Annotated in this window: 14 protein-coding genes; 10 read left to right on the top strand and 4 right to left on the bottom strand. The window is 41.3% G+C overall.

The window, feature by feature from the left end; translation table 11 throughout:
• Positions 1 to 49 precede the first annotated feature (49 nt).
• From FOF60_RS14530 to glsA, 5 genes are all read left to right on the top strand, one after another.
• A complete protein-coding gene (locus tag FOF60_RS14530) occupies positions 50 to 2,626 on the top strand; it encodes a DEAD/DEAH box helicase (protein ID WP_192471754.1) in 2,577 nt (858 codons plus the stop codon).
• Between the two features lie 332 nt (positions 2,627 to 2,958).
• Positions 2,959 to 4,224 carry a LysM peptidoglycan-binding domain-containing protein gene (locus tag FOF60_RS14525; RefSeq protein WP_192471755.1) on the top strand — a complete coding sequence of 422 codons (1,266 nt, stop codon included), beginning with the start codon at positions 2,959 to 2,961 and terminating at the stop codon, positions 4,222 to 4,224.
• Positions 4,225 to 4,389: 165 nt separating this feature from the next.
• Positions 4,390 to 4,773: a phasin family protein gene (locus tag FOF60_RS14520; RefSeq protein ID WP_192471756.1), complete on the top strand. Its 384-nt coding sequence runs from the start codon at positions 4,390 to 4,392 to the stop codon at positions 4,771 to 4,773.
• Positions 4,774 to 4,788: 15 nt separating this feature from the next.
• Positions 4,789 to 6,462, top strand: a complete 1,674-nt coding sequence (locus FOF60_RS14515) for an ABC1 kinase family protein (RefSeq protein WP_192471757.1) — start codon at positions 4,789 to 4,791, stop codon at positions 6,460 to 6,462.
• Between the two features lie 120 nt (positions 6,463 to 6,582).
• A complete protein-coding gene (gene glsA, locus FOF60_RS14510; protein WP_192471758.1) occupies positions 6,583 to 7,509 on the top strand; it encodes a glutaminase A in 927 nt (308 codons plus the stop codon).
• A 116-nt stretch (positions 7,510 to 7,625) separates the two neighbouring features.
• Here glsA and FOF60_RS14505 read toward each other — a convergent pair whose 3' ends face one another.
• Both FOF60_RS14505 and FOF60_RS14500 read right to left on the bottom strand, forming a co-directional pair.
• Complete coding sequence (locus tag FOF60_RS14505; RefSeq protein ID WP_225650134.1) at positions 7,626 to 8,000, bottom strand: hypothetical protein; 375 nt, start codon at positions 7,998 to 8,000, stop codon at positions 7,626 to 7,628.
• 5 nt (positions 8,001 to 8,005) lie between these two features.
• Positions 8,006 to 9,196 carry a ParM/StbA family protein gene (locus FOF60_RS14500; protein WP_192471760.1) on the bottom strand — a complete coding sequence of 397 codons (1,191 nt, stop codon included), beginning with the start codon at positions 9,194 to 9,196 and terminating at the stop codon, positions 8,006 to 8,008.
• A gap of 202 nt (positions 9,197 to 9,398) precedes the next feature.
• Here FOF60_RS14500 and FOF60_RS14495 point away from each other — a divergent pair, with 202 nt between their 5' ends.
• The 3 genes from FOF60_RS14495 to FOF60_RS14485 all read left to right on the top strand — a co-directional run bounded on the left by FOF60_RS14495 (position 9,399) and on the right by FOF60_RS14485 (position 12,465).
• Positions 9,399 to 10,166: a CsxC family protein gene (locus FOF60_RS14495; RefSeq protein ID WP_192471761.1), complete on the top strand. Its 768-nt coding sequence runs from the start codon at positions 9,399 to 9,401 to the stop codon at positions 10,164 to 10,166.
• A 306-nt stretch (positions 10,167 to 10,472) separates the two neighbouring features.
• On the top strand, positions 10,473 to 11,252 hold the full coding sequence (locus tag FOF60_RS14490; RefSeq protein WP_192471762.1) for a CsxC family protein: 780 nt from the start codon (positions 10,473 to 10,475) through the stop codon (positions 11,250 to 11,252).
• Positions 11,253 to 11,370: 118 nt separating this feature from the next.
• Positions 11,371 to 12,465 carry a hypothetical protein gene (locus FOF60_RS14485; protein WP_264647567.1) on the top strand — a complete coding sequence of 365 codons (1,095 nt, stop codon included), beginning with the start codon at positions 11,371 to 11,373 and terminating at the stop codon, positions 12,463 to 12,465.
• Between the two features lie 43 nt (positions 12,466 to 12,508).
• Here FOF60_RS14485 and FOF60_RS14480 read toward each other — a convergent pair whose 3' ends face one another.
• Both FOF60_RS14480 and FOF60_RS14475 read right to left on the bottom strand, forming a co-directional pair.
• Complete coding sequence (locus FOF60_RS14480) at positions 12,509 to 13,324, bottom strand: CsxC family protein (RefSeq protein ID WP_192471764.1); 816 nt, start codon at positions 13,322 to 13,324, stop codon at positions 12,509 to 12,511.
• 244 nt (positions 13,325 to 13,568) lie between these two features.
• A complete protein-coding gene (locus FOF60_RS14475) occupies positions 13,569 to 14,264 on the bottom strand; it encodes a CotY/CotZ family spore coat protein (RefSeq protein WP_192471765.1) in 696 nt (231 codons plus the stop codon).
• 195 nt (positions 14,265 to 14,459) lie between these two features.
• Here FOF60_RS14475 and FOF60_RS14470 point away from each other — a divergent pair, with 195 nt between their 5' ends.
• Together FOF60_RS14470 and hutP are read left to right on the top strand one after the other, a co-directional pair.
• On the top strand, positions 14,460 to 15,041 hold the full coding sequence (locus FOF60_RS14470; protein ID WP_192471766.1) for a branched-chain amino acid aminotransferase: 582 nt from the start codon (positions 14,460 to 14,462) through the stop codon (positions 15,039 to 15,041).
• A gap of 161 nt (positions 15,042 to 15,202) precedes the next feature.
• On the top strand, positions 15,203 to 15,637 hold the full coding sequence (hutP, locus tag FOF60_RS14465) for a histidine utilization transcription antiterminator HutP (RefSeq protein ID WP_192471767.1): 435 nt from the start codon (positions 15,203 to 15,205) through the stop codon (positions 15,635 to 15,637).
• Positions 15,638 to 15,716: the final 79 nt, after the last annotated feature.

Genomic DNA, 15,716 nt, shown 5'->3' with positions numbered 1-15,716 from the left:
ACTATGAATACGATGCTTTTATACTTTACCTATTTTAAGGGGTTCATATATGAAACAGATTGAGATAATCCACCAGCAGGCGGTGGAGAACACAAAAAACAAAATAATGGATGATATCGAAAAATTCCTTGGTGAACAGGAAGTTCTTCCTGAATTCGAGAGTTATTTAGAAAAAAGAAATACTTATATCAGTCAAATCTGGCTCAATGTGTGGCTGACAAAGTCTACGAATGACTTTTCTAAGCGAGATAAGAAGGCCTTTTTAAGTGAGCAGGGATATGTGGTTGAAGGTGTAGACAGAAAGTTGATCAATAAGCTTTTCAGGAATGAAATGAGAGACTATAAGCCCTTCAATACAAAAGAGTGGATTATGTCCGCTATTGATGAACTCAGCTGGGAAACACACTATAACAGTGCGAGAAAGAATTTCTTCAAAAAAGCTGAGGAAGACCGGATGCTTGAGCAAAAGGCAGGCATTAAGGGAAAAATTCATCAGGTTTCTCACACGGTTTTAAGTGACTTTCAAGAGTCAGCCTATCTTAAAATAAGACATGAGATGGCAAAGGAATTAAAGAAAATCTTAAATGAAAATCAAAAGTTTGAGGATATCGACACATACATGCTGGAAGAAAGGTTAACCGAGATTGGATCTTTCAATCCAGATGAATACAGAACAATGGCTGACTTTTTTGATGAATTGACCGGCCAGATTCATCAAACAGCCAGCTGGGGGCGATTTTATTTTGAATATGAGACCTACCAGTATCATTTTGAACACAAGGTCTTGGAATATTTTACGCAGATAGCTGCTGAAGAAGTATTGAGGAATCTTGATCAGGATATATTCCGCGAATACGAGGAAGTGTTTGAAGACAGACTTTCAGCTGCAGAGACTAAAAGAATCATTAACGATTTAGCAGAAGTTTATTTAGATGGCTTTCTCTATAAACTGCAGGAAGAATATGTAACTGATCTATTGCGTCTCGCTGAAATTGAGTATGAAGAAAGTACACATCAGGCGATATATGAAAGAGACCTTGCGGAGAGGGAGCGCAGGAAGGCAGAGGAGCAGGCAGAGCTTGAACGCAAAAGGGAAGAAGAAGCCCGTATGCTGGAGGACATATTTGGACGTGAATACAATCCTTCGCTGAGAAGAAATGTCAGGTATATTCTTCACATCGGTGAAACTAATACGGGAAAAACCCACCACGCTCTTGAAAGGATGAAGGAGGCAAAAACAGGTTTGTATCTTGCTCCGCTTCGTCTGCTTGCTCTTGAGGTATATGAGAAACTCAATACAGAGGGAGTTCCATGTTCCCTGAAAACAGGCGAGGAAGAAAAGCCAGTTGAGGGGGCTAACCATATATCCTGTACAGTTGAAATGTTTTACGAAAAGGATTTTTATGAAGTGGTCGTCATTGATGAATCACAAATGATTGCTGATAAGGATAGAGGGTTTTCATGGTTTAAAGCCATCACTAATGCGAATGCAGAGGAGGTACATATCATCGGAAGCAGGAATATCAAGGGCATGATGATGGATCTGCTGGATGATGGTGTGGCAGAGATTTACGAATACAGCCGTGATATCCCCCTCCAGGTTGAGAACAAGGAGTTCAGCCTAAAGCATACAAAGAAAGGCGATGCACTTGTTTGTTTTTCAAGAAAACAGGTACTTGAGAATGCTTCAAAACTGCAAAACAGCGGTCGCCAGGTAAGCATGATATATGGCAGCATGCCGCCAGAGACAAGAAAAAAGCAAATTGACCGTTTCATCAAAGGAGAAACGAGTGTAGTTGTGGCAACCGACGCTATAGGCATGGGGCTGAATTTGCCAATCAGGAGAATCGTCTTTTTGGAAAATGAAAAATTCGATGGAACGAGACGAAGGAGGCTAACTTCCCAGGAAGTAAAGCAAATAGCAGGACGTGCCGGCAGAAAAGGCATTTACAATGTCGGCCGAGTAGCTTTTACTTCGGATATCAGCTTGATGACAAAGCTTCTTGAAAAAGAGGATAAGCCTGTCGAGACATTTTCAATAGCCCCGACTGCAGGGATTTTTGAAAGGTTTCAGAAATACCACCGTTCGCTTGCTGTTTTCTTTGAACTATGGAATAAGTTCGAGAGCCCTAAAGGGACCAGCAAAGCTTCGCTGTCGGAAGAAAGAGAGCTTTATGAATACGTCAGGGACACTGAAATTGAAGCAAGACTCCCGATGATGGATCTGTATGGATTTCTTCATCTCCCTTTTTCATCAAAAGAACCAGCTCTTATTGAACAATGGCTTGAAACAATCAAAGCGATTGTAGCTGGTGAAGAATTGCCGGAACCGCCTGTCAAAACTGCTTCCCTGGAGGAACTGGAGCTTTCTTATAAAGCAATTGGTCTCCATTTGCTGTTTTTATATAAGCTTGGCAGAAAGACGGAGGCTGTTTATTGGGAAAGGGTTCGTACTGAATTAAGTGACGATGTTCATGAGTTTTTAAAGTCAGAAGTCAAAAATTATAAAAAGAAATGCAGGCATTGCGGCAAGGGAATCCATGTCGATTCCCCTTATCAAATCTGTGATTCCTGCTATTCAGCAAGGAACAGGAAAAGGGCGGACAACAGGGACCGCTGGAGATGACCAGTTGTGTAAGCGGGGCTTTCATTCGGAAGCCCTGCTTCTTTTTTTAAGGTCTTTTTATGTCCGAAGATTTAAGCCGGCATTTATCATCCATTTGGAAAAGCGGAGTTTTGTGGTGGGATTCCAAAAATTGCTCGTCATCCATATCATTTATGGAGACATGAAAAGGGGGCGATCAAGAAAAAAGCGTCATCCATAATAATTATGGAGACATGAAAAGGGGTCAACCATGAAAAAGCTTTGAGAAACGCCACCTTTTCAAAATGACAGTACTATATCATATCTTAAACACCATATGATTATAAAAGGAAAAAATAAAAAGGTGTGATCAGATGACTGTCCACGTAGTTAGGTCGGGTGAAAATCTATGGGCAATTGCCAGGACTTATGGTGTATCGGTCCAAAGTATTGTCGATGTCAATGGACTTCCTTCCACCAGCTTAATCATCCCAGGACTGGCTCTTTATATTCCAGATCAGCAGCCTATAATTCGTTATTATAAAATCAAAGCTGGCGATACACTTTGGAGAATTTCTTCCCAGTTCAAAACTAGTATTAGCAGCATTGTCAGTGCAAACTCGGGACTAGACCCCAACAGATTGTACATTGGCCAGAACATCAATATTCCTTCACCTGTTAAACCACAGTTTTCTACACTTGGATTCATTGTACCTGGCTCCTCTCAAACTTTCCTGGCCGACCTGGAGAGAATGGCTCCTCATCTAACTTATATTGCTGTTGTGGCATTTTCCTTTACAGAAGAAGGGTATGCCTATGTTTTAGGAGATGATGCCTCGATAGTCCGCAGAAGCAGAGAATTGGGTATCATCCCATTATTAGTGCTCCAAAACACAACCGCGGCTGGCTTTAGTAAAGAGCTGGCTGGCAGGGTATTGTCATCGCCAACATACCGCAGGAACCTCGTTGCCAGTCTTGTTAATTTAGCAACTCAACGGGGGTATGGGGGAATCAGCATCGACCTTGAATTTATTCCGCCGCCTCAAAGGGAAGATTTCAATTCCTTCCTTCGTGAACTGAAAGCGGCGATGGGCAATCTTATTTTACATGTGAACGTCCATGCGAAGACTGAAGATATCCCGACAAATCCAATTATCGGAGCCTATGATTATAAAACGATTGGGGAGATTGCCGACATTGTGGCCGTGATGACGATTGATTACGGATACCCGGGAGGACCGCCTGATCCAATTTCCCCATTATGGTGGATCGCACTGGTTGTCAGATATTCATTGACCTTGATTCCACGTGAAAAATTGCAAATCGGCCTCCCTCTTTACGGTCATGATAAAGTGGTTTCGACCAATCAATTTCGTGCGCTCTCCGTCCTGGATGCACAGAACCTTGGTATCTCTGCTGGTGCGGTCATTCAATATGATACGGCAGCCAGATCACCATGGTTCAGGTATTGGAAAGGAACCGAAGAGCATATCGTCTGGTTTGAAGACATTCGCAGCTATATCGAAAAGTACAGATTAATTGATTTATATCAACTCAATGGAACAACATATTGGCAGCTTAGTTTGAAGGCTCCCCAAAACTGGGCTTATCTCGACAAAGCGGATGTTATCAAACTTTGACTGGAAATAAACAATTCATGCAGCCCAAGCGGACCAATGAACCCATTATGCCAAAAGTACCTGTTCAGAAATATAAACAGGTGCTTTTTTAGTTTATTTGGGTGATTGTTTGTCATTTTGGGGTATCAATAAGTAAATTGATTTCTAAAAGAGGAGGTTATTTTAATGAATAATTTTCTGAAGAGCGGTTTTTTGTTAGGGCTGGGAGCTGCGGTTGCCGGTAAGGAAAAGGTGGATGAAACCATTATGAAGCTGGTAGAGAAGGGAAATATGACCCAGGCTGAAGCTGACACTATTTTTGATGACTTTTTCAAAAAAGGCGAATCGAAAAGCGGTGAATGGAATGAGGAGTTCAGGAAGATGGCCAGAACCCAGCTGACTGAGCTTGGTTTTGTAACAAGGGAAGAATTAGACACAGTCCAGGCACAGCTTGTATTATTGCAGGAAGAAATTTCGCAGCTTCGTAATAGCAGGTTAAATAATAATATTGACCAGGTTGAAAACGGAATGGAAAATATTCCGCCTGGATTTTCAAAAGACATTGAATAGCAGCAGGTGATGGAATTGACGGACCGATTGAGACGATTAAATAGATATAGAGAGATAGCTTCATCGTTTGTAAAATATGGATTTGGCTATGTACTGGAAGAGGTGGGGCTGTTTCATATCCTGTCACTGAAGGACCGGATCGCTGCAGATGTGAAAAGCGGGAACACCAGGGAAGCCGGTAATCGTATAAGGTGTATGTTGGAGGAATTGGGGCCCGCCTTTATAAAGCTTGGCCAGCTCCTCAGTATCAGAAGTGATATGCTTCCTCAAGAGATTGTTAAGGAATTGGAGCTGCTTCAGGACCAGGTTCCCCCAGTGCCTGTAGATGAGATTAAGGAGAAGCTTCAACACGAGTATGGCAGGCCTGTTGAGGAAGTATTCCAATATTTTAACGAAGATTATGTAGCGGCAGCGTCGATTGGCCAGGTCCATGAAGCGGTTTTGTCAACAGGGGAATCGGTCATGGTGAAGATCCAGCGGCCAGGAATCAAGCAGACCGTCCATACGGATCTTGAAATTTTAAGGGATATTGCGAGGCTTATCGAGCAGCGTTATGACTGGGCTCAATATTACAATATCACAGATATGGTTGAAGAGCTGTCAGAATCAATCCGCAGGGAACTCGATTATACGGAAGAAGCCCGGAATACGGATATGGTTCAAATGCAGTTTGAAGATTGCGACTCGATAAAGGTCCCAGTTATCTTTCATGAATACTCGACTCCTCAGATTCTGACCATGGAAAAGGTTGAGGGGATCAAACTCAACGAGTTGAATACAATTTTTATTAAAAATGAGGAAAAACGAAGGATCGCAGATTTATTGGTAAGTGCATTTATAACCCAGATTTTAAGGGAAGGTTTTTTTCACGGTGATCCACACCCTGGTAATATCCTTTATAATCAAGAAGCTCAACAGCTTATATTCATAGATTTTGGACAAGTAGGCCGGCTTTCAGCAAGTTTGAGATATGATTCAGCATCAATGATGATGGGAATTATGCAGGAGGATACCCACCGGATCGTCAGGTCTGTCTTCAGTATGGCTTATGTTCCTTCTGATATTGATGAACAGCATTTTTATGACCGGGTAGATGGAATCAGGAAAACGGTTGAATGGTCATCAAAAGAAGGGCTAAGCTTGGGTTTGACGGTCAAGGAGCTTTTTGCCGCCGCACAGGAACATCGGATTATCCTGCCGAAGGAAATGACAATGATGGGGAAAGCCTTAATCACGATTGAAGCCATCATTTCTGAAATCGATCCAAACCTTGATATGATTGAGTTAGCCAGGCCTTATGGGGAACAGATAATGAGGGAGCGGTACGATCCGATTAAAATGGGCAAAAGGTTTTGGAATAAGGCGGAGGACTTATCTGATACATTCACCAATATTCCGAATCAGGTCGAAAATGTTTTGAATCAGGCTTCCAAAGGGGATTTGAAATTCGAAATCAGCTTATCGGAAATTAATCGGATTCTTCATAAATTTGACCGGATCAGCAACCAGGTATCTTTCAGTTTGACCCTGCTTGCCTTTAGTATTGTTGTTCTTGGTTTGATTGTTGGCGCAACTTTTGGAAATAATACTATACTGACAAGCGTACCGGCAATCGAAGTAGGATTTATCATTGCATTCGGGATGTTTTTATGGATAATTTATTCTATATTGAAGTCAGGACGTTTTTAACTTATGCTTAATTCTTAAAATTTGGCAATGTTCATACCATTGCCTTTTTCTATGGAAAAGGCGGTTAACAGGTATGTGAATTGGTAATGGTTCAAAATTAATGATTCGGGGGAGTTATTTATGCCTTGCAGAACGACTGATGAATTGAATGAACTTGTACATGAAGCAAAAAAATATACTGACGGCGGGAAGGTGGCAGATTACATTCCTGCGTTGGCGAAAGCGAATCCAGAAGAGTTGTCAGTGGCTATTTTTCATGATGACGGAACTTGTGTTTCGGCCGGAGACATCCAGCAGAAATTGACTTTGCAAAGTGTTTCCAAAGTATTGACACTTGCGCTTGCCCTTATAGATTACGGTGAAGAAGCAGTTTTTGACAAAGTGGGTTATGAACCAACTGGAGATCCTTTCAATTCAATTGTCAAGCTGGAATTCAGTCCTTCGAAACCGTTGAATCCTATGATCAACGCAGGCGCATTGGCAGTTACTCATATGATTAAAGGGAATGATGCGGATCAGCGCTTTGAGCGAATCCTTTCGTTCATCCAGGAACTGGCAGGCAACTCTTCAATTGGTTATTCAGAAGAAGTTGCTCAGTCTGAATATGAAACTTCTGATCTGAATAGGGCCTTATGCTATTTTTTAAGGCAGCATGGCGTGATTGATGAGGATGTTGAAGAATTGTTAAAGGTGTACACGAAGCAATGTGCAATTGAAATGGACTGTCTGGACCTTGCACGTATTGGATGTGTTTTCGCAATGGATGGTTTGGAGCCGGTCACCAATCGCCGGTTGATACCTGCCCATGTCGCTCGCCTGTGTAAAACATTCATGGTTACATGTGGTATGTATAATGCCTCGGGAGAGTTCGCTGTCAGGGTGGGGATTCCTGCGAAAAGTGGTGTATCAGGCGGTATTATGGGCTCTGTTCCAAACAGGTTCGGAATTGGAATTCTAGGGCCGGCCCTGGATGAAAAAGGGAATAGCATCGGTGGAATCAAACTGCTTGAAAGAATGTCTGAAAGGTATAATATGAGCATGTTTTAAGGAAGTTATTGTCTTTAGCATACTTAAAGAATGATCTATCAGACCAGAAATTATCATACCCTTCCAAAAGTGAAGGACGAGTACATGTGAGTACCGTCCTTTATTTAGTCCAATGATTAGCCCCCGAATGCTTCAAGGATATCTTCAACTTCCTTCATATTGAGTAATTTTGCAGCATTTGTTTGTTCTTTTACGGTTCTTGCCTTAACAGGCGGCTGGATTAGATAGGCGCCATTTTCAAGCATCGATCGAATGTCAGCGAGCTGCTGGAGAATTTCTGCAGAGCCCCCATTCAATGCCGGCTTGGGATTCAGGTAATGATGAAGGGCTGAAAAAACAAGATGGCCGAGTGAACTATTTTCGGCATGATATTCGATTTGCTCCTCAATTTTCGGTGAAACCGAATACGACTCACCGGTTTTGACATCAATATATCGTTCAGGGACTGTTATCGCGATCTTATTTACATAATCCGTATAGGTGTTTGACATACCGATCATCCTTCAATGGAAATTAGTTCCTCGGTATTCTCATGTTGTTTTTTAAGTTGGTTCATTTTGGCTAAAATCATGAGTCCGAAGACGTTCAGTTTTTCCAGGTTCTCTGGAAAAGTCAGTTCAATCGGGCGCCCCTTATCAGCCCATCTAACTGCAGCTTCCTGGATTTGCTTCTGGGCAAGTTTTGCTGCACCGCCAACTGCGATGTAGCGGGATGCCCCCTTGATCTCGCTGGAACTGCTCCTGGCGCGGTCAAAGTGCTCAAGGTATTTTATAGCCATGATCCTCAATTGAGGGATCACGTACTTACTGATATCTTTCCTCACTCCGGCAAAAGGTTCGACATACCATTCTGATTGGCCGGCAAAAAGTTTTTCCTCAAGCTCTGACCTTGAGTCAAAGGTGTATAATTCGTTCTTGCTTACTTTTTTTATGATTGTATCCAAAAACAAATTGATTCCAAAATGATCACCTTCAACTGAGGCTACAGGCTTGCTGTTCTTGATTCCAACGAAATCTACTGAATCACCGCCAAGATCACCAATGATAATTCCTTTCTTAGTATCCTTGACCAGGTTATCGTCCTTAATTGTTAATGTGTCAATGTCACGGATTAATCCTAAATAAGCACAGGCTCCTTCCGCACCGACAATCACATCCTTGATCTCAAGCTTGACGATCAGTTCTTTCGGCTCCGGTATTCCCGGGACCTTATGGAGTGTAATGGTATGGCTGCCAATCAAACGCTGCTTGAGTTGTTCTTTTCTCTCCTTATATTGCGTTGTTGGAAGAGAAACAGCCAATTGGTCAATACAATAGTCCAATTCAATATCATTTGAATTTATGATAGAAGCATGGTAGGCAGCAGCGGCGAACAGAAGGATATATGTGCGGTCTTCATCAGCTTTTTGGTTATTGCTTGCGGTCAGGCTGACATTTCTTTGCTTGGCAGCGGCCTTTCCAGCGTAAAAAATTTCTCTTTTGTTTGTGATCGCCGGGCTTTTTATCTCTGCGATCAGATTTTCCTCGAGTTCAATATCTTCCTCGTCATAGGGCTTTTCATAAAACTCATCATCATACAATGCGATGGCGTTTGGCATTTGGTATTCCCTGAGCTCTCCATGATCAGAGGCCAGGACTTTATACCAGCTGTTGCCTATGTCGACTGCGAAATAATTATAATTATTCATTTTATCCTCCTCCTTTTGAATCCTATGCAAATGGCCTGTTCAATTGTGCAAGTACCTAATTTTAATGGCAGTAAAGAATTTCAATCGTGATAAACTTTAGGAATTCAAAAAAATCCGCATTTGTGCTGATTCATTCATCTAGTCCAAAAAATCTAGCAGGAATAGGATAAATTGTACAAGAAAATTAAAAGGAGGAAATATAATGACTACTGACCATAATGGTAAGCGTGGATGTGTAAGTGTTAATAAGTCTGCGTCCAGGAATGAATGTGTGAACGTACCAACTCCGGGTCTGGTCCCAGCAGCTAACCTTCCTGTTACGCTTGCAGATATTACAATATCAGACCATTTAGTTGCCGACATTCATTTCCCAGATCCAGTACTTGAAATCAAGGATATCAAAAAAAGGGTGAAAATTGTCCAGTGCAGATTGCTTTTAGGTCCTACTTCAGATCCTGATACAGGAATCCCGCTATTTATTAAAGGTTTCATCCGCAAGAATATCCAATATGCAACGCCATGTCCGCACGCTAAAAGCGACTGTGTATCTTCAGAAATGCGCTCATTGACTGTTGATGTCCCGTTTGAGTGTGTAACTGTGGTCACTGATTTCTTGACCGATCCAATTCTCCCGATTTCCAATACTCGTGAAGAATTTGACTTCTTTAGAGCACAAAATTTGGGCCACGGCTATCCGGAAAAAGATCAGATGCTATCCAGCGATCTATCGCAATTCCACCAGGTAAGCACACAATTTTACAATCAAATTCCGTTCTGTGAACTAGTATCCAGCAGCATTGTTCAATGGGATGAAGCGACAGATCGTTATCCTTTACCTAACAATGGACCTTTCGAAGAAGGAACATTCCACAATATAGTTGAAAAAACGTTCTTGCAATTCCGTGTTAGAGTTTATCAGAACCAGCAAATTGCTCTTAATGGCAATGGCGACGATAATGGCAATGGCTAATCCCGACAAATGAATAAGGATTCAAAAGAAGCAAAATGGCGATGGCAGCAGTCATCGCCATATGTTATTTTGATTGATTATACATATGTAAGTCCATGTCAATTCGTTATTAGAATGGTAGAAAAAAAGTGTCAAAAAAATTTTTGTGTGGGTTTTTGGCCAGTACATTACAAATAAATAAAGGGTTTACACCGGACACCTGCCTTGAAAATTCCCTTTGCATTAGGGCATACGCCTAGACCCAAAAAGTTGAAGTGCATAGGATAAAACATCTTCACTCTAAGGAGTTTTAAGGAGGAGCCATGTATGTTTGAACCAGATAAAAATAAAAAGCCTGATTTCGAGTGTAAGCCTTCAACTGATCATTTCGAATGCTCACCTCGACACCACCATCCACATGTAAGTCTTGGAAAGGTCGTAACAAAAGTTCCAGTCGTTCTTGCGGAACTGACTCTGCACGTGAATCTGGATACGATGATCAATTTCCCAGAACCGGTGCTTGAGATTAAGGATATTAAAAAACGAATCAAATTGACTCAATGCAGACTGCTGTTGCCGACGAATAAATTATTTATTAAAGGGTTTGTAAGGAAGAATATCCAATATGCAAGCCCGAGCCAGGAAATTGAAGCTTCCTCATCTTCATCAGTAGCTTCTGACCTGCACTCTTATACAGTGGATATTCCGTTCCAGGTAGTAACAGAGGTGAAGAACTTCCTTTCTCATCCGGTAATGCCGCAAGTGAACAACCGAAAGGAATTTGATTTCTTCGTTTCTAAACCTTTGTCAACTGGATTCCCGGAAAAAGATGAATTGCTGACTAGCGACTTGAGCCAATTCCATCAGGAAAGCTCACAACATTATAATGAATTGCCTTTCTGTGAATTAGTATCCAGCCAGATCATTGAATGGGATGAAGCGATTGACCGTCAGCCTTTACCGACATCTTCACCAATCGATGAAGGATATTTCCAGACAATCGAAGAGAAAATGGTCATCGATTTCACTGTGCGTGTTCTTCAAAATCAACAAATCCGCGTTTCTTCAGCGACAAATGATCCAGATTGCTATGATGAATCAGAATAAATAGTTAGATAAAAGGCGGGGGAATATACTAGACACCAACAGTATATGCCCCTTTATGTTTTTACGGCTATAGAGAAAGGAGGGTAGGGATAGGTTGCAATAAAAGCAGACCCTTCCATTGAAGATGGAAAACAGAAATAGAACGTTTCATGAAATGAATCTGTTTCAGGGCAATTGGGGAAATACTTCATTGGGGCGCGGGAGTTCAGATGTTGATTCAGAAATGGATAAAATTTTTGAAGAAATCGATAATGATCTAAGCGGGAGTTTCAAAGACACGAGATTACCACCTAAGGGTAAGAGTTCGGGAAAGCCATTGATCCTCGCTCCTCCTGTTATTAAAAGTGTTGAAGAAAAGCCTTCTTCCAAAAGACAGTTTACAATAGAAGAGGAAGAGTCAAGCGACCTGGTAGAATTCATTAGTGACAGAGAAAATCTACTAGAGGAGGCAGGTCAGGAAGACTATGAGGAATCCTCTAGTGAAATAATGTTAGAGGAGTCCAGCGTTCTTCCTGATGAAAGTGATAATCTTTTAATGGCTTTTGAAGAGTCCGGTGATGAATTTTATTACAATGAAGAACTTGATGAATCCGAAGATTATCATTATGAATCATCTGAATCTTCCTCGGAACCAATTAAATTAGCTACAGCCGCCTACAGCGGGAAAAATATGAAAACTGAAATGACAAAGGTGAGGCTTCCTTTACAGCTGGCAGATGTGGATCTCGAGATAGACATCTTTGACACATTCAGCCTCTCCAGGCCAATCTCCACGGTTTCTAATGTCGAGTGTTCACTTCACTCCATTGATGCCGAGGTATTGCTGCCATCAGCCAGCTTATTCACCAAAGGAACCCTTCTCTTAGACATTGATTATGTAAGCACTGACGATACAGGGACGATGCATTCACTAAAAATACACATCCCCTGGAAGAAAATCATTTCCGTAGACTGGATTCATCAGCCTGAACTTTCTTTCAAGGACAGCAAGGAATATCTATTCACTTCAAATCTTGGTATGGAAGAAGGGTATACCCGCGAATATAGCGAGAAATTAGTAGAAAAAGTGGATTTCAGCCTATCAGGTTTGCATTGTGTATGGAATGAACAATTCATCCAAAGCGACAGAGTCATGATTCAGGGTATGGCAAGAATGAAAATTGGTCTCTATCAAAAACAATGTCTTGACTTGCAAAAGCTGCTTTCTCTATAAAGGAAGAACAGGGTGCCTCAGATGAGACACCCTTGCTCATGTGTTAACCTTCATGGCGTTTCATTAATTCTTTCATCCTGTCTTTCATGCTTTTTGGCTGATGTTCCATCTTATAGCCTGTGTCACATGAAGAAGAGGAGGATTCTTCTTCTTTGCCGCCATAGCAATAGCCCAGGTTAACCTGCTGCTTCTGAAGCAATTTGAAGAATAAGCCGACTTCCATCTTCTCGGTAATTCGGCTGAATCTACCCCAGTTGTCAAAATCCTTGTAAAGATCCAGGTCATTGACAAAAGATGCTAGCAGTTTGCAGTCGATTGGCTCATTGTAGTATTCATACGTGTATGCTCCAGATGTGCAATTATCGGCACCATGGCCTTTCTTGTCAATGAACCTTCTTTCATAAACAGTGTTCTTTTGGCTTAGATGTTCATAGTCAGGATAATTGTAGACTTTGACAGCCTGACTGCAAGTAAATGGTACATCGACACTGTAGTCCCTCAATACTCCGCTGCATTGCTCAACATATTGGATATTTTTGTGGACAACACCGGAAATATAAAGTTTTACCTTGTCATAGTCCATTGCTGAACGGATCGCCTTACATTGTGTAAGGGAAACATTCCTGCGCATGTGTTTGATCTCACGTGCGGCAGTTGGCAGTTCAATGTCACTTTCAACTTCAACCTGCAGCTCCACTTCTGCTAATGCAACATCAATGTCAGCGACTGGGTACTGAAGATAATTGCCATAAGGATAGTAAGAATCATTATCGCAATCAACCCGAAGTGTTTTAGCTTCATCACATGAAAGCTGTGGCGGACAGCCATGGTTTGAATTGCAACCTGTATTTCTCTTCATATCTTTCACTCCTTTTTTTTTAATCAAAAGCAGTAAGAAACAGTAAAAGTCTGCTCCTTTCTTTTGACTTACTATTTTATATGCCAGTACAACTGTAAATGAATAGACGAATGATAGAGGGCAATCACATATTTTTAATTTCAGGGGAGTAAGGTTAATAGAACTCGAGACAAGTGCTGAGTTTTAGACACAAAACGGAACCCCACATATTAAAGTGGGGTGATTGTTTGATCTATTCAGGAAATCAATGTCCAGAGCATAACAGCTTCTTAGGATCCATTTTCTTCGCTTTTACAGGCGGGAAGCAGGTAATACCGACAAAATCTTTTAAATCGACTTCGAAGCATGCACCAGTTCTAACGAATCCCTCAATCCCATGGTGCTTTCCTTTGCATCGTTCCGGACAGAGCAACTCGAGGATCGCACAGCATTTGGATCCCTTCGTAAAGTCAACTACTCGGAAAAAAGTAGACTTGATGTCATAAAAGCAGCCATCAATTTTAACCACGCCAGTACCTACGAAAGTCTCGGAATCGCCTTTGCTGCATCCGCATAATAATTTGAACGGGATTGTATCAAAGTTGGACTGTTTGCATTGATTCAAAAGCTCTCTGATTGATAATTCGCAGCTGACGTCACAACCATGGCTTTTTTGTTTTACCTTGTGCTGTGCTTCATTTATATCCCTTACTTTTTTACATACACAGTGATGTGAATGTTTCTCATCATGATGGCCTTTTTTACAGCCGCAATCATATTCATCATCGTCCCAATCCTTGTGTTTGTCTTTATCCTTCTGTTTCTTCCAATCTCTGTGGTCTTCCCAGTCCATATGGTCATCCCATTCTTTATGCTTCTCTCTATCTCGGTGTCTTGATCTTTCCTTTTTATTATCGTAATCATCGTCTGGCCGATGATCATCTTTGTAATAATAATTCATTGAACGTGCCTCTCCTTTCTTATAGAGTGGTGATATACTAACAGGATATGGGGAATAGCAGTGGTTTGTATGGGGATGTGACCATACAGACGAAATTCTCCATTGGTTTTTGGGAAAACTGATCTAGAATATTTGCTATTTGCCCATTTTCCATTCAATATAAATAGCAGTTAAATAAATATGGAGGCAATAAATATGTTAAAGAACCAGGTCGAGAAATATATTACAATGCAAAAGGATTGCGTTGAATTACATAATGAAGAAAAAGAATATGCAGAGCGCCAAGGGCTGCTTCATGGAGTTGAAGTAAAAGGATTAGAGTCAGATGCTCGTTTTGCGGATGCATATGTTGAGAGAGGGGACAAAGAAACTGAGGAGTTCCTGGGTGAAGAATCATTTGGTTTCCTGAATCAGCCAATTGCTTATTTTAAAGAGCGGAAAAATGAATTCATGTATTTGGAATCCAAATGGTTTGACCTGGTCGGTGTTGATGCCGTAAGTCTAGAAAAAGATGATGTGTTCGGAACATATGACGTAATGCTGGGACTTAAGCTTCAGAAGAAATATGAATCCGGCATCAAGAAATACCTGGAGGAGAACCTTAATGGTGAGGGGTCTAGGTATGATCTGTTGTTCGATGGCAATGAAGGAGTATGGAGCCTGAATTTCGCATTGAATGGGCTGGAGAGTTACAGGGAAGATCTATTGATCAGAGATGCTTATAATCTGGTCTACGGCTTTCTTTTCAGGCTTGCAGAGTCTTTAGAAAATAAATAAAAAAAGCGCCTGTTGGCGCTTTTTTCAATGCTTTAGCATGGTATCATACTACTATATTAGAATACTAAAATTTACCATATAGGTTGACATTAGCGCTGAGGAACCATAAAATTAATATAAGTTATTAGTCAATAGTTAAAATTCAGAAAACGGGGTTTGTCATGAGCAAAATTGCGATTGGGAAAACAGCGATCCTGCTGGCATCTTTTACGGAAGAAGAAATGGTTTTTTTTCAGGATTCTTTAAAAGATGTAAGCTATTGCCTTGGAAAAGTTGGATCGATGAATATGCAAAAAGTTATTTCCGCAGTGGAAACCGCTGCCAAGCGCCATGGTCTCATACATCCAAATTTGTATCGTGAAACCCATGCACTATACCATGCGATTATGGAAGGCATGGAGGGGGTCACGCGGGGGCATCTTTCAATTGGTGAAATGAGCCGTACTGTCGGCCTTCGTTTTGCCGTTGTCCGTGGAACACCTTTTACCGATGAAGAAGAAGGGGAATGGATTGCCGTCGCTTTTTACGGAACGATCGGTGCTCCTGTAAAAGGGTCTGAACACGAAACGGTTGGTTTAGGAATCAATCATATATAAAGTTGCATTGCCTATAGTCCACTAGTCAGTAGGAGGCGATGATGGTTTAAGTATGCCATTGTCGTCTCCTTTTTATTTT

It is taken from the genome of Mesobacillus jeotgali (assembly GCF_014856545.2).
GTDB lineage: Bacteria > Bacillota > Bacilli > Bacillales > Cytobacillaceae > Mesobacillus.
Note: the sequence above shows the minus strand (reverse complement) of the source record. Positions and strands in the feature narration are given on the sequence as shown.

What these genes read in the sequence shown, in the direction of transcription:
- FOF60_RS14530 (WP_192471754.1), top strand. Translation starts at nt 50, where the DNA reads ATGAAACAGATTGAGATAATCCACCAGCAGGCGGTGGAGAACACAAAA.
- FOF60_RS14525 (WP_192471755.1), top strand. Translation starts at nt 2,959, where the DNA reads ATGACTGTCCACGTAGTTAGGTCGGGTGAAAATCTATGGGCAATTGCC.
- FOF60_RS14520 (WP_192471756.1), top strand. Translation starts at nt 4,390, where the DNA reads ATGAATAATTTTCTGAAGAGCGGTTTTTTGTTAGGGCTGGGAGCTGCG.
- glsA (WP_192471758.1), top strand. Translation starts at nt 6,583, where the DNA reads ATGCCTTGCAGAACGACTGATGAATTGAATGAACTTGTACATGAAGCA.
- FOF60_RS14505 (WP_225650134.1), bottom strand. Translation starts at nt 8,000, where the DNA reads ATGTCAAACACCTATACGGATTATGTAAATAAGATCGCGATAACAGTC.
- FOF60_RS14500 (WP_192471760.1), bottom strand. Translation starts at nt 9,196, where the DNA reads ATGAATAATTATAATTATTTCGCAGTCGACATAGGCAACAGCTGGTAT.
- FOF60_RS14495 (WP_192471761.1), top strand. Translation starts at nt 9,399, where the DNA reads ATGACTACTGACCATAATGGTAAGCGTGGATGTGTAAGTGTTAATAAG.
- FOF60_RS14490 (WP_192471762.1), top strand. Translation starts at nt 10,473, where the DNA reads ATGTTTGAACCAGATAAAAATAAAAAGCCTGATTTCGAGTGTAAGCCT.
- FOF60_RS14480 (WP_192471764.1), bottom strand. Translation starts at nt 13,324, where the DNA reads ATGAAGAGAAATACAGGTTGCAATTCAAACCATGGCTGTCCGCCACAG.
- FOF60_RS14475 (WP_192471765.1), bottom strand. Translation starts at nt 14,264, where the DNA reads ATGAATTATTATTACAAAGATGATCATCGGCCAGACGATGATTACGAT.
- FOF60_RS14470 (WP_192471766.1), top strand. Translation starts at nt 14,460, where the DNA reads ATGTTAAAGAACCAGGTCGAGAAATATATTACAATGCAAAAGGATTGC.
- hutP (WP_192471767.1), top strand. Translation starts at nt 15,203, where the DNA reads ATGAGCAAAATTGCGATTGGGAAAACAGCGATCCTGCTGGCATCTTTT.